Raw genomic sequence first — 14264 nt, 5'->3', positions numbered from 1 at the left:
CACGGTGGCCAAGCAAGCGAACGAAGGGCTTGCCGAGGACCGCCCCAAGGCAAGGGCCATACCCCACAAAAATGTTCGTAGATTCGATAACTTATGCGTCTACGCCCCGGCGCGCCCCCTGACGCTGATGTCAGGCGGCCGGGCTCCGCGCCGCGCGGCGCGGGCCCTGGAGCGCCCGCGCCGGCGGCGGGGCGGCGGCCCGGCGCGGAGGGCGCGGCGCGCGGACGCGCGGAGAGCGGGGGAATTCGGGTCAGGGCTTGAGGACGACCTTGACGCAGTCTTCGAGCTTCTTGTTGAAGACCTCGTAGCCGTGCGGGGCGCGCGAGAGCGGCAGGCGGTGGGTGATGATGTCGTCTGCGCGGAGGTGGCCCTCCTGGATGTGCCGCAGGATCTGATCGACGAAGTTGTGCGCCGGGGCCTGGCCGGCCCTCATCCTGAGGCCCTTGTCGAAGAACTGGCCCAGCGGGAAGTTGTCGTACGGCACGCCGTAGACGCCCACGATCGGCACGACCCCGCCGCGGCGCACGGCGCTGAAGGCGAGCTTCAGGGTCGATATCGTCCCGACCTGGCCGTGAAGCACGTTGGCGGCCTTCTCGAGGACGGTGCGATGCGCCTCCATCCCGACGGCGTCGACGCACACGTCCGCGCCGCGCCCGTCGGTCATCGATCGGATCGCCTCGACGGCGTCGGCCTTGTCGATGTTGATCGTCTCGGCCTGGGCGACGTCGCGCGCCTTCTTCAGGCGGTACTCCTCGCGATCCACGCCGATGACGCGCCCGGCGCCGCGCAGCCAGGCGATCTTCATGGTCGCGAGCCCGACCGGTCCGCACCCGAACACCGCGACCGTCTCTCCGCCCTTGAGCTCGGCCCACTCGATCGCCGTCCACCCGGTGGGCAGGACGTCGGTCGTGAAGAGGACCTCCTCGTCGGTGAGCCCCTCGGGCACCCTCCGCGGCCCGAAATCGGCGTACGGGACGCGCACGAGCTCGGCCTGGCCGCCGTCGTAACCGCCGTAGAGATCCGTATACCCGAACAGGGCGCCGCCCTTGCTCTCCATCACGCCGCCCTCGGGGCCGTAATGCTTGGGGTTGGATCGCTCGCAGTGGCCCGGGAGCTCCGCCTGACAGAAGAAGCAGTATCCACACGCGATGGGGAACGGGACGATGACCCGATCACCCTTCTTCAGCTTCGTGACCTGCGGGCCTGTCTCCTCGACGACGCCCATGAACTCGTGGCCGAGCACCATGGGCCGCGGCTGCGGAAAGAAGCCGTTGTAGATATGGAGATCGGAGCCGCAGATCGCGGTGGCGGTGACGCGCACGATGGCGTCGGTGGGTTCTTTGATGCTGGGATCCGGGACGTCTTCGACGCGGACGTCGGAAGGTTTGTGGAAAACGAGCGCCTTCACGATGCCTCCTCCTCTGGTGAACCCTCGGTACAGGGCGATCGACGGCTCTACCCGGTCGAGCCCACGCACGAACGGCTGGACAGCGGCGCTGGCTCGCATAAAGCGAGCCACGGAGGGGACGCGCGCCCGAGGACGGAATTCGAAGGGCTGCGGAGAATCCGAACGTGGCGCGGTGCCCCAGGGTGGCGCTTTGTCTCGGAGCCGCCGGGCAGCCGCACGCCGGGCCCCGCCCGCCGCCCCTCTCGCCGCGCGGGCGGCCGTTCCTCCGCGACGCCGCTGGCCCCTTCGCCGGCGCCGAGGTCTACTCGTCTCCGATGCTCCCCTCGTCCTCTTCCGGTTCCGGTTCCGGTCCCGGTCCCGCGCCGCTCCTCGGCGCGAGCTTCGTCCGCGAGCTCGAGGTCCTGCAGCGGCGGCTCGAGATCCGCGCCCGCTCCGGGGGCGCCGGCGAGCACCTCGCGCGGCGCCGCGGCGGGTCGGCCGAGTTCAAGGAGCACCGCGCCTACGCGCCCGGCGACGACCTGCGGCGCATCGACTGGGCCGCCTACGCCCGCACCGGCGAGCCGGTGCTCAAGCTGTTCCGCGCCGAGGAGGACGTCATCGCCCGGCTCGTGTGCGACGCGTCGGCGTCGCTCGACTTCGGGGAGCCCACGAAGCTCGACGCCGCCCGGCGGCTCGCGGCCGCGGTCGGCTACATGTCGCTCGCGCGCTCCGAGCGCGCGCAGCTCTTCGTGGCGGGCGACGGCATCGCCCGCGAGCACGCGCCCGTGCGCGGGCGCGCCGGGCTGGCCGCGCTCCTCCGCGCGCTCGACGGCGTGAAGGCGGCCGGCGGGACGCACCTCGCCCGGGCCATCGACGCCGTCGTGCGGCGGAGCGCCCGGCCGGGCCTGCTCTGCGTCGTCTCCGATTTCTTCGATCCCGGCCCGGTCACCGCCGCGCTCGGGCGCGCGGCGCAGGCCGGCCACGACGTCGCGCTCCTGCAGGTCGTCGCCGCCGAGGAGCTCGCGCCGAGCTTCGAGGGGGATCTGACGCTCGAGGACGCCGAGACCGGGACGCTCGTCGACGTCACCATGGACGCCGCGGCCCTCGCCGCCTACGCGGCGCGCTTCGCCGGGCTCTGCGAGGCGCTGCGCGGCTGGGCCCGCCGGCACGGGGCGACGTACGTGCGGGCGCGGAGCGACGAGCCGCTCGAGGGCGCGGTCCGCCGCTTCGTCGCGAGGAGCGTCGACTGACGTGGCCGCGCCGCTCGCCCAAGCCTCCGCGGGGACCCCGCTCGCGCTGCTCTCGCCGAGCGGCCTGTGGCTGCTCGCGCTGCTCGGCCCGCTGGTCCTCCTCTACATCCTCAAGATCAAGCGGAGCCGCCGGCGCGTCCCCTCGACGTGGCTCTGGGCCGCCGCGCAGCGCGACCTCATGGCGCGCGCGCCCTTCCGGAGGCTCCTCGCCCAGCTGCCGCTCGTCCTGCAGGCGCTCGCGCTCGCGCTGCTCGCGCTCGCCCTCGCCCGCCCTGCCTCGCGCGGGCGCGAGCTCACCGGCGATCACGTGGCGATCATCCTCGACGCGAGCGCCTCGATGTCCGCGGCCGCGCGGGGCCCGTCGGGCGAGGCGACGACGCGCATCGAGCTCGCCAAGCAGCTCGCCAGGGATCTCCTCTCCGGCCTCGCCCCGGGCAGCGACGCGCTGATCCTCGAGGCGGGGCGCGACGCGCGGCTCGTCGCGGCGCTCGATCGCGATCTCGTCCGGCTCAGGGCGGCGATCGATCCCGTCGCCGCGCGCGACGTCGAGGGCGATCTCGGCGCCGCGGTCGCGCTCGCGGTCGACCGGCTCCGGCAGCTCGGCGGCGCCCGCCGGATCGTCGTGATCACCGACGGCAACCTGGCCCGCCCCGGCGCGCTGCGCGGGGTGTCGCTCCCGCTCGACGTCATCACCGTCGGCGATCCCGTCGACAACGCCGCCATCGTCCGCGTCGACGTGCGCTCCGGCAGCGCGGGCAGCGCGAGCGGCGAGCCGCCGGAGGCCGGCGAGGAGGTGCAGGCCTTCCTCGTGGTCGCGAACTTCGGGGCGCAGCCGCGCGACGTCTACGTGACGATGCGGCAGGACAGCGCCCTCGACGTGCTCAGCTCGCGGCGCGTGCTGGTGAAGCCGGGCGAGCGCCTGCCGGTCGTGCTCACGTTCCGCCCGTCGCCCGGCGACTACCGCAAGGGGCTCGTCTTCGAGCTCTCGCCGCGCGACGCGATGCCGCTCGACGACGTCGCCTACGGCCGCGTGCCGGCCGGCGACAAGCTCCCGGTCTTCCTCGCGTCGGGCGGCGCCGGCCGGGCCGATCCGGGCGCGGGCGCGCAGCCGGGCGCGGGCGCGCAGCCGGGAGCGGCCTCTGGCGGCGCCGCCTGGCTCGAGCGGGCGCTCGCGTCCGATCCGATGACCTCGGTCACCTCGGGCGGGCTCGCCGATCTCCTGGGCGCGCCCGGGCTCGATCCCGACACTTTCGTGGTGATCGACGGCGCGTGCCCGCCCGACCCACCGGGCGGCGATCTGCTGATCGTGAACCCGCCGCCCGGGCGCTGCTTCGGCACCGTCGTCGGGGAGGCGCTCGAGCGCCCCACGATCACGTCGTGGGACACGGCCGATCCGCGGCTGCGCTTCCTCACGCTGGACGGCGTGCACCTCCGCGCCGCCTCGTCCCTCGCCCCGGAGGCGGCGGCGCAGGCGCTGATCCATGCCCAGGAGGGCGCGATCGCGACCGACATCTCCACGTCGTCGCGGACGGGCACGCTGCTCGGCTTCGACGTCGGCGAGAGCGACTGGCCGCTCAAGGCGTCGTTCGTGCTCTTCGTGCGCAACCTGCTCGAGCAGGCGCGGGCCCACCGCGCGCACGGCATCACCGGCCCGGCGCGCACCGGCGAGCCGCTGCGCGTGAGCGTCCCCGCGACGGCGCGGGATCTCCAGGCGATCGGCCCCGCCGGCGAGCGGCTCGACGTGGCGCAGCGGGCCGGCGTCGCGGTGGTCGCCGAGACGCCGCGCGCGGGCCTGTACCGCCTCGCCTGGCAGGGGCCGCAGGCGGGGTCGGTCGTGGTGCCGGCGAACCTCACGAGCGTCGCCGAGAGCGATCTCACGCCGAGGCCGGTCCTCGCGGAGGGCGGCAGCGAGGTCGCGGTCTCCAGCGCGGCGGAGGAGCCGGACGCCCACACCGAGTGGACCTGGCTCGTCGCCCTCGCGGCGCTCGCGTTCGTGATCGTCGACGTCTGGTACTTCACGCGCGTGCCCCGGCCGCTGCGGTGATCTGATTCGCGTCGCCGGCGGGCGCGACCTCGACAGATCGGACGCCTCGTGCGCTCCGGACGACGATCACCGGCGCCGGCTTGTTCGCCATCCTGGCAGATTTCATGCTTGTCAGGATAGTCGCTGGCTCCTTATCGCACAGCGCAGCGCGCGATGGATGCATCGCGCCCGTAGCACGAAGAAATGACTCGCCCGCGAGTGTCCCCGCCATGCCTGCGCCGTCAGGTCACCGGGCCCGCCGCAGGACCGATGGGAGGGCGCACAGCGCTTCAGCCACATCGGACGCGCACAGACGCCGTACGGATGACCAGCGTTCTACCACGGTCGATTCTGAGGAGGGGACATTGAAGACGAGAATCCCGATGTACAGCGTGCTCGCCATCCTGGCCGCAGCGGGGTGTGCGGGCGAGATCACCGGCGGAGCGGATGGGCCGGGGACCGGAGACGACCTCGCCGGCATCGCGGGCCCGCCGGATCCGAGCGCGCTCCGTCCTGTCTCGCGCGTCCCGCGGGCCCTCTTCGGCGCGAGGAATGACGCGGAGCACCTCACTTATCCCGCGGCCACACCGTCCGAGCGTCGCTTCCTGGACCCGGATGACCCGGACAGCCCGCTTCACTTCTTCATCACCGTTCACACGCGGGAAGAGGGCGTCGGGCCGATGTTCAACCAGCCGAGGTGCCTCGGTTGCCACATGAACTCGGACGATATCGAGCGGAATCAGTCCGAGGCTCTCGGCAGGCTCTGGAGCCCGCCCGCCGACCTCAATTTCGAGAACACCCCCGTCTCCCGCGCCGGACGGCAGGGCGTGACCGACTACTCGGAGATCTCGCGCTCGCAGCCGCCGCCGACCGCCTCGTTCACGCTCTTCGGCGACTACAACGTCGTCACGGGCACGTTCGATCCGCTCAGGCAGTTCGGCGGGCCCATTCAACACGTCAGGGCTGTCCCGCCTTGCGAGATCGATACCATTCCGCCCGAGTCCGTCGATCCGAACTTCGCGGGCGGCGCGGATCCGGTCACCGGGATCAGCGACCTCGGGTTCGTGCGGGCGGTGGGCGAGCGGGCCGCTCCGCCCTACATCGGACGCGGGCTGATGGAGGCGGTCTACGCCGGCGACATCCTGGCCAATGAAGATCCGGAGGATCTCGAGGGCAGCGCGTCGTCGCTCCCCCCGTCCCCGGACTCGCGCCTCTGCGCGAACGACTGCATCTCCGGGAGGCACAACGAGAACCGCGCCGACCTCGCGTTCGTCGGCGGCGACTCCGAGGTACGGCTCGCGCGGTTCGGGCTGCGGGCGGCAGGGCCGACGCTCCTCCAGTTCGACGTCGGCGGCACGCAGGGGGAGATCGGGCTCACGAGCCCCTTCTTTCCGACCGAGCAACCCCTGAACCAGGAGAACGAGGGCCGAGGTTGCGATGCTGTCCCCGATCCGGAGCTCACCGCCGAGACCGTGGAAGATTTGCGCACACTCCTGCGTCTGCTCGGGATCCCTGACGTCGCGTCCGAGCTGCTCGAGCCCGAGCCGTCGACCCCGCTCGCCGCCGACATCCAGGCAGGCGCGAGGCTCTTCGGCGTCGATCTCGCGGCGTTCCGCAGCCGCATGGTGCCCGGGATGACGCCGACGAATTTCGGCGACCCGGACGCCGACCGCGGCATCGCCGCGGACCGGCAGCTCAACTGCGTCGGTTGCCACATCCCGATCATGAGGACGGGGAGATCGCCGGCGCGGGTGGGCGGCGAGCTGCTCAGCAACCGCTGGGCGCCGCTGTTCTCCGACCTGCTCATCCACGACATGGGCAAGTTCCCGTTCGTCCGGCCAGAGGCGCTCAGGCCGGCGCCCTACCCCGGCATCAGCCGCAACCTCGCCGACTTCGCCCTGCCCGATCAGGGTCGCGCGATGGGCAACGAGTGGAGGACGCCGCCGCTCATGGGCATCGGCAAGACGGGCGCGCCCTTCCTGCATGACGCGCGGGTGTTCCTGAACGTCCTCCGCCCTGCCGAGACCGTGGCGAGCTACGCGGGCGCCGTCAACGAGCGCCTCGTGATCACGAACCTCGATGAGGCGCTCCTGGCCGCCGTCGAGCTCCATGACCTGCCGGCGCCGCCGGCCGACGCGCACGGCGAGCCGGACGACTCGCTCTGCCCGAGGCCGACGCTCGGTATCGCGGAGTACGACATCTGCGGCCGGAGCAGCCCGAACCGGAGCGAAGCGCGAAACGTGATGGAGAGGTGGCGCCGCCTGAGCCGCGCAGAGCAGCTCCAGGTCGTGAAATTCCTCGAAGCCCTCTGAAGCGGGGGCCGCGAGGCGGACGCCGGTTCGGGGGCACCGCCAGCCCGACTTCCCGCGGCAGCGCCAGGATCCTACCCCACCACATTGGCTGATATGGTTTTCGTCTCGATATCGACCCACAACCGAAATCTTCGAACCTCGAGCTCTTTCGCGTAGAAGATCTTCGGGTAGAGCTGACCGTTGAGCATCACTCCTCGTTTGCAGCTGGCCGCGATCGCCGCCTTCGTTGCGGCGAACAGCCTGGCCACGTTGGTCTTCTTGGCCACCGGGCGGACCGTGACCAGCTCGAGATCCTGACCACGCTGACGCGCACCGGCGAACTCGAGCAGATTTGCGGCCTCACGGTCGACAAAGCTCCAGTCCTGCTCACTTGCGGGCGCCTGCCGCAACGCCAGATACATCAGCAGATAGCCGCCGCTCAAATACTCGTCAGCTGCGAGAGGGGTCGCTTCGACGACGGAAAGCGCCGCGTCACGATGAGCCGTCTCGAAGCGATGGAGCACTAGATGCGCCTTGTGAGGACGAGCGACATCGGCGATCGTCTGGAAGAGCATCGCGGTGGGGATGAACGCCTCGATCCTGGTCATGCGGCGCCCGCGACGATGAACGCGTCGTCAGTCTCCGACATCCGCGCGGGACAAGCGCACCACCGGCTCACGCGCCCCTCGCCGGCTCGCCGACAGCCAGAGATCCCGCCCGTCAACCATGAGGTCCAGCACCTGCTCGCTCCTGGGATCGCCAGTTACCAGGATTCACCCTGCTCCGCAATGAACGGATGGATTCCGGACCATCCCGCGCCAGGCCGACAGATCCCCCGGACGCTTACGGCATTGTCGTCTGCTCCCCGTGCGCCGCCGCGAGGCTCGATCCGCGCGTCCGATCGCTTCAGCTTCAGCCGGTGTCTCTCACGGGCAAGCCGCCTGCTCCGCATGAGCCCGCCCCCGGTGCAGCCGATGCCCCCGGCGGCGCGACGACCACCGGCGGCTTGGCCGGCCGCGCTCTTCCAACCATGAAAGGCGTGGCGTTACGCCACAGCTCACCGGCGCGCTGGCCTCCTCGCGCGGGAGCCACTCGCCCTCGAGCGACACGCCCCGCACGTCCTCCCGGACTCCCCGCGCCTTCAGCCACGCGGCGAGCGCCTCGCCGAGCTCGCGCATGCTCGACCAGCGCAGCGACGGCTCCTTCTGCAGACCGCGCTCGACGATCGCCCAGAGCTCCGCGTCGAGGCCGCACGCGTCGACCAGCGACGGCACCGCGTCCTGCAGGACCGCGCGCAGGCCGTCCAGCGCGTTCTTCGACGAGAACGGCGGCCGCCCCGAGAGCAGCTCGTACAGCGTCGCGCAGAACGACCAGACGTCGGCCCGGCGATCGACGTCAGGGACGGCGAGCGCCTGCTCCGGCGGCATGTAGTCCGGGGTCCCGAACACCTCGAAGGCCCCCGTCCCCTGCCCCTCCTCGCGCTCGGCGACGAGCTTCGCCACGCCGAAATCGACGACCTTCGGCTGCAGCCGACCGCCGCCGCGGCGCACCAGCATCACGTTGTCCGGCTTGAGATCGCGGTGGACCACCCCCTTCTCGTGCACCGCGTGCATCGCGCCCGCGACCGGCAGCAAGAGCGAGATCGCCCGCTCCGGCGCCATCCCCCCCTCGCGCGCCAGCATGCTCCTCAGCGACTCGCCCTCGATGAGCTCCATCACCAGGTAGGGATCGCCCTTGGCCGTCTCGCCGAGGTCGAAGATCCGGACGATCTCCGCGTGGTTCAGCCGCCCCGCGGCGCGCGCCTCGCGGAGGAAATAGTCGGTCAGCTCCGCCGACCGGAGCTCGGGACGCATCAGCTTGATCGCGACCTCCGATCCGACCGCGACGTTTGTCGCGACCCAGACCGTGCCCATCGCCCCCTCGCCGATCTTGCGGACCAGCCGGTACTTGCCCGCGACGAGATCCCCCTCCTGGTAGTGCACGCCGCACGGGGCCTCACCGAACCCCTCGTCGAGGTCCCATGAGCTGTCGTCCGAGGTGCTCCAGGCATCCGTGGTCTCGATGCGCGACATGATCTCTCCTGCCCCCTGCTGCGCGGCCTCGCCGCACCGGTGCCCGCGCTGAAGCAGACGGCGTGCCATCTTTGACAAACATGGAAATGTGAACAGGAAGGGCCAAAACGCCGCCTGGTGCCCGCTCGAGACCGACAGAGACGCCGCACGGCTGCCCCGATGGGGCACTCGGCCACACCCGCGGAAGCGGCATCCCCGGAGCGCCGCAAAGATGATTTACTGCGGCACGACCGCATGCGGACCGAACGGAGGCCTCCCTGATCCCGGCGGCCGCGCTGCGCGCCCTGCCCTATCTCGCCACGCTGGCCGGCGCGCTCCTCTTCGCCGCGCTGCTCCGCCTCGCCCTCCGACAGGGCGCGCTCCGCCGCCCGATCCTGCTCGCCTGGATGCTCGCGGGCGCGCTTCCGGCGCTCTACGTGGGGCTGGTCTGGTGCGGGCTGCTCTCGGGCGCGCAGCTCCGGCTCGCGCGGCCCTGGGGCGCGCTGCTCGCGGCGGGCGCAACGTCGTTCGTGGCGCTCCGGTACCTCGCGCTCGCGCTCGCGTCGCCGCACGCCCGCAGGCAGGGGGCGTGGCGCGCGCGGCTCGGGGATCTCCTTACGCCCTTCGCGGCGTTCGCCGCCGCCATGGCCGTGGCCGGGCCAGAGATCGGCCGGCCACTCGACCGGCTCACCGTCCTGGTCGCGATCGATCGCAGCCGCTCGATCGACCTCGTGCCGAACGCCGACACGCGCGTCGCGCAGGAGCTCTCCGTCGCCGAGCTCGGCATGCGCGAGGACGACCGGATCGCCACCATCGCGTTCGCCGCCGGCGCCGCCACCGAGGATCCGCCGCGCCCGCGCTCGCAGCTCCCCGCGCCGCAGCGGGTCGCGCTCGGCCGCGACGGGACGGACCTCGCCGCGGGCATCCGGCGCGCCCTCGCCGAGGTGCCGCCGGACTCCGCGGCGCGCGTCGTGCTCGTCACCGACGGGGTCGCCACCCGCGGCGACACGATGGCCGCGGCCGCGGCCGCCGTCGCCGCCGGCCTGCCGATCGACGTGCTCCCGCTGGAGCAGCGGAGGGTCCCCGACGTCCGCGTGGTCGCCCTCCGCGCGCCCGCGCGGGCCGACGAGGGCGAGGCGCTCGATCTGCGGCTCGTCACCTCGTCGCCGTCGCCGGCCGAGGTCGAGATCCGCCTGCGCCGCGACGGCGAGCTCATCGCCCGCGCCGACGCCTCGATCGCCGCCGGGGAGGACGTGCTGCGCATCCGCGAGAAGGCGCCGGGGCCGGGGCTGCACCGCTACGACGTCGAGATCACCGCGAAGGATCCGCGGCTCGATCAGGCCGCGGAGGACAACGCGGCGAGCGCGTTCCTGCGCGTGCGCGGGGCCGCGGCCGCGCTCGTGCTGGAGGGCGACGCCGGGCAGGGCGCGTTCATCGCGCGGGCGCTCGCGGACGGCGCGTTCCGGGTGGACGAGGGGGGCCTCGACCGCGTCCCGGCCGACCTCGGGGAGCTCGCCGGCTACGACGTGGTGGTGCTCAGCGACCTCCGCGCGGCGGACCTGTCGCCGAACCAGATCGAGGCGCTCGCGAGCTACGTGCGCGACCTCGGCGGCGGCCTCGTCCTGATGGGCGGCGACCGGAGCATGGGGCCGGGCGGCTACGCGCGGACGCCGATCGAGGAGGTCTCCCCCGTCTCGTTCGACCTGAAGCAGGAGCGCCGGCGGGCGAGCCTGGCCGAGGTGATCGGCATCGACATCTCCGGCTCGATGGCGGCGAGCGCCGGCGCGCACACGAAGCTCGAGCTCGCCAACGAGGCCGCCGCGCGGTCGGCGTCGCTGCTCGGCCCCGGCGACCGGCTCGGCGTCGCGCACGTCGACACGGCGGTGCGGTGGAGCGTGCCGCTCGGGCCGGTGGCGGACAAGGCGGCGATCGACAGGGCGATCCGCGCCGTGGGGCCGGGCGGGGGCGGGATCTACGTCGACATCACGCTCGACGCGGCGTACCGGGCGCTCGACCGGGAGGCCACGAACCTGAAGCACGTGCTGCTCTTCGCCGACGGGTCGGACGCGGAGAACATGGGGCCGTGCCGCGCGCTGGTGGGGGCGGCGATGCGCCGCGGGATCACGACGAGCGTCGTGGCGCTGGGCCAGGGCGCCGACGTGCCGGAGCTCGAGGCGCTGTCGCGCCTCGGCGGCGGCCGGTTCTACCTGGTGGAGGACGCCGGGCGGCTGCCGGCGGTGTTCACGCAGGAGACGATCCTCGCGGCGAGGAGCGCGATCGTGGAGGAGCCGTTCCAGGTGGCGCTGGGCGCGCCGTCGTCGATCACGGCCGGCGTGCCGTTCGGCGAGGCGCCGCCGCTCGCGGGCTACGTGGTGACGGTCCCGAAGGGCCGGTCGACGGTGCTGCTGTCCGGGCCGGAGGGGGATCCGGTGCTCGCGGTGTGGTCGGCGGGGCTCGGCCGGGCCGCGGCGTTCACGAGCGATCTGAAGGGCCGCTGGGGGGCGGCGTGGACGCGCTGGCCGGGCGCGGCGCGGATGATGGCGCAGGCGGCGCGCGACGTGGCGCGCAAGGCGGAGGATCCGCGCGTGCGCCTCGAGGCGGACGCGTCGGGGGGCGAGCTGTCGGTGCGGGCGACCGTGATCGGCGACGACGGGCGGGCGCAGTCGTTCCGTCGGCTGGTCGTGCACGTGGCGGGGCCGGACGGCTTCGCGCGGGAGCTCCCGCTCGAGGCGACGGGCGCGGGGGCGTACACGGCGACGCTGCCGCTGTCGCGGCCGGGCACCTACGTGGCGGTGGCCCGGGACGAGCTGACGGGGGAGGCCGTGGGGACGACGGGGGCGGCGATGACGGCCGGCGAGGAGCTGCGCCCGACGGGCAGCGATCTGCCGCTGCTCGGGCGGGTCGCGGAGTTCACCGGGGGCAAGCGGCGCGACACGCTGGCGGGCATCTTCGAGGACCGGGCGTCGAGGCGGTTCGCGTACCGGGACGCGACGCCGGGGCTGGTGGGCTTCGCGGCGCTCGCGCTGCTGCTCGCGGTGGCGGCGCGGCGGCTCGCGCTGCCGGAGGCGGCGTGGGCGTGGGCCGCGCGGGCCGGGGAGCGGCTGCGGGCGCGGCGGTCGGGAGCGGCGGCGGAGGAGGCCGGCGCGGGCGAGACGGTGGGGGCGCTGCTGTCGGCGCGGGAGCGGGCGAGGACGGCGCGGGAGGGGGGGCAGGCGCGGGCGGCCGGGCCGAGAGCGGCGGCGATGTGGACGGCGCAACCTGGGTCGGCCGCGCAACCTGGGTCGGCCGTGCAACCCGGGTCGGCCGCGCAACCTGGGTCGGCCGCGCAACCCGGGTCGGCCGCGCAACCCGGGTCGGCCGCGCAACCCGGGTCGGCCGCGCAACCCGGGTCGGCCGCGCAACCCGGGTCGGCCGCGGGGCAACCCGGGTCGGCGGCGCAACCCGGGTCGGCGGCGCAACCTGGGTCGGCCGCGCAACCTGGGTCGGCCGCGGCGCCTCGCTCCGCGCCGTCACAGGGAGCACACCTGGCTGGGGCGCCAGGAGCGACGCCGGAAGGACGGCCGCTCACCGCCGCGGAGAAGATCCTGGCGCGCCGCCGCGGTCGCCTGTGACATGGCTTCTCGGCCATCGCGAGGCGGGCGCGACGTCGAGGGAAACCATGTACTTGCGGCGCCACCAGGCCGCAGCGACCGCGCTCACGCAGCGAGGACGTCGGAGTAGCGATAGGGGCCGTCCGAGGAGAACGCGAGCACGATCCGCTCCGCTGGAATGCCGCCGCGGACCAGCGCCGGCGCCATTCCGCGCTCGGTGCCGTCCGCCTGAATCCAGATCTCGTCACCGATCCGATCGATGTGACCAGGCAGCCGTGAACGCGCCGTCGCTTCTCGCGCCCGATGATCATGAGCAGGTAGTGGTCCGAGTCCCAATCGAACACCGTTTGCGTCGCCACGTCATCGTGGGCGTACGGGATGGCAGCATACTCGGAGAGCACCTTTTCGATCACCTCGCGGTCGGCGGTTCGGGCGTCCATCGTTCAATGACCTCCGTCTCGGCGTTGAACACAAGCAGCTTCATCCTCCTGTTGTCGAGGAGGATCTCCCCCAGGGCATCCTCGAAGATATCGACATAGGCCGTGTCGCTCACGGCGAGGTACAGCTCGCGATCGGGCGGACGGGGCAGCGCGAGGGCCGCTCACGCCTCGGCGGCCTTCGCCCACGGAGCTCGCGCGGGGTACACGGCCTGCATCCGGCACAGGAACGCGAAGTCGCTCTCGCCGCGCTGCAATCCGGCGGCCAGCGCACATCTCCCGGCACACTGCCGTGCCCTGCCGGCTCCTCCAGGTCGGCTGCCAGCAACTCCCCGCACGTCGCCAGCACCTCCCGGCATGCCGCCAGCAGCCCCGGGATGCCTGCCGGCACTCGCTGGTGCGGCTGCTCGGACCTGCTGGTACGGCTCCTCGGACCTGCTGGTACGGCTCCTCGGACCTGCTGGTGCGGCTGCTCGGACCTGCTGGTGCGGCTGCTCGGACCTGCTGGTACGGCTCCTCGGACCTGCTGGTACGGCTCCTCGGACCTGCTGGTACGGCTCCTCGGACCTGCTGGTACGGCTCCTCGGACCTGCTGGTACGGCTCCTCGGACCTGCTGGTACGGCTCCTCGGACCTGCTGGTGCGGCTCCTCGGACCTGCTGACACGATTCTGGCCGTCTCGCCGCGTGCTGGCCGCGCTCCCGGCCCGCTGGCCGCGCTCCGCGGTCCGCTGGGTGTGCGCCAAAGCCCGCTGGGACGCGTCCCGGGCGCGCTGGCGTAGCTGCGCGGCGACACAACCGTGCTCTCCGGATCACCGGAGCACGCCTGGAGCGCTGCGAGCTCTGCCGTCGTGCTACGCCTGCGCGCTCGCCACCCCACTGGAGGTAGGTTCATGGGAATCGAATTGTCGCAAGAGCAGCACACGGTCCTGAAGGAGACCCGCGCGGTCGCTACCCCCGCGGAGTTTCACGCCCTTAGGGGCAAGGAATGCGGGAAAGAGAGAAACCGCAAGGGCGCAAGGGGCGCAAGGAATCAGAGACCAGATGATATTTCTCTTTCCCTTGCGCTCCTCGCGCCCTTGCGGTCTCTCTGCCGCTTTTGTTGATTTCTTCAAAACTCCAACGTGATCGGTGCTCTAGACATCCCGCGCCCGTCTGTCAGCTTTCATCCCCCTTCAGCTTTCATCCCCGTGAAGACGACCTGGACCATCGTGCTGGAAGGTGGTAGGATTCTTGT

Annotated in this window: 8 protein-coding genes and 1 pseudogene; 4 read left to right on the top strand and 5 right to left on the bottom strand. The window is 72.7% G+C overall.

Annotation, left to right across the window (positions count from 1 at the left end):
- Positions 1 to 250: 250 nt before the first annotated feature.
- Positions 251 to 1408 (bottom strand): zinc-dependent alcohol dehydrogenase, encoded by a 1158-nt coding sequence (locus NQZ70_RS03605; protein WP_129572965.1) that lies wholly within the window; start codon positions 1406 to 1408, stop codon positions 251 to 253.
- Between the two features lie 182 nt (positions 1409 to 1590).
- On the opposite strand from NQZ70_RS03605, the gene NQZ70_RS03600 reads away from it, so the two are divergent.
- The 3 genes from NQZ70_RS03600 to NQZ70_RS03590 all read left to right on the top strand — a co-directional run bounded on the left by NQZ70_RS03600 (position 1591) and on the right by NQZ70_RS03590 (position 6972).
- Positions 1591 to 2637 carry a DUF58 domain-containing protein gene (locus NQZ70_RS03600; RefSeq protein WP_272827746.1) on the top strand — a complete coding sequence of 349 codons (1047 nt, stop codon included), beginning with the start codon at positions 1591 to 1593 and terminating at the stop codon, positions 2635 to 2637.
- A gap of 1 nt (position 2638) precedes the next feature.
- Positions 2639 to 4681, top strand: coding sequence for a VWA domain-containing protein (locus tag NQZ70_RS03595; protein ID WP_129572963.1), 2043 nt, complete (start codon positions 2639 to 2641; stop codon positions 4679 to 4681).
- 344 nt (positions 4682 to 5025) lie between these two features.
- A complete protein-coding gene (locus tag NQZ70_RS03590; protein ID WP_165373767.1) occupies positions 5026 to 6972 on the top strand; it encodes a di-heme oxidoredictase family protein in 1947 nt (648 codons plus the stop codon).
- 71 nt (positions 6973 to 7043) lie between these two features.
- On the opposite strand, the gene NQZ70_RS03585 is transcribed toward NQZ70_RS03590, so the two are convergent.
- The gene (locus NQZ70_RS03585; RefSeq protein WP_129572961.1) at positions 7044 to 7559 is read right to left on the bottom strand and encodes a hypothetical protein; all 516 of its coding nucleotides are present in this window, start codon (positions 7557 to 7559) and stop codon (positions 7044 to 7046) included.
- 318 nt (positions 7560 to 7877) lie between these two features.
- Positions 7878 to 9092: a serine/threonine-protein kinase gene (locus tag NQZ70_RS03580; RefSeq protein WP_129572960.1), complete on the bottom strand. Its 1215-nt coding sequence runs from the start codon at positions 9090 to 9092 to the stop codon at positions 7878 to 7880.
- A gap of 317 nt (positions 9093 to 9409) precedes the next feature.
- On the opposite strand from NQZ70_RS03580, the gene NQZ70_RS03575 reads away from it, so the two are divergent.
- On the top strand, positions 9410 to 12613 hold the full coding sequence (locus NQZ70_RS03575; RefSeq protein ID WP_272827745.1) for a VWA domain-containing protein: 3204 nt from the start codon (positions 9410 to 9412) through the stop codon (positions 12611 to 12613).
- An 84-nt stretch (positions 12614 to 12697) separates the two neighbouring features.
- Here NQZ70_RS03575 and NQZ70_RS03570 read toward each other — a convergent pair.
- Positions 12698 to 13032 (bottom strand): annotated as a pseudogene (locus tag NQZ70_RS03570) (XisI protein).
- Positions 13002 to 13181 (bottom strand): element excision factor XisH family protein, encoded by a 180-nt coding sequence (locus NQZ70_RS03565; RefSeq protein WP_129572958.1) that lies wholly within the window; start codon positions 13179 to 13181, stop codon positions 13002 to 13004. Before NQZ70_RS03565 ends, NQZ70_RS03570 begins: the two are co-directional and overlap by 31 nt.
- Positions 13182 to 14264: the final 1083 nt, after the last annotated feature.

Origin of the sequence: Sorangium sp. So ce836 (assembly GCF_028553905.1) — a bacterium.
GTDB classification, from domain to species: Bacteria; Myxococcota_A; Polyangia; order Polyangiales; family Polyangiaceae; genus Sorangium; species Sorangium cellulosum_D.
Note: the sequence above shows the minus strand (reverse complement) of the source record. Positions and strands in the feature narration are given on the sequence as shown.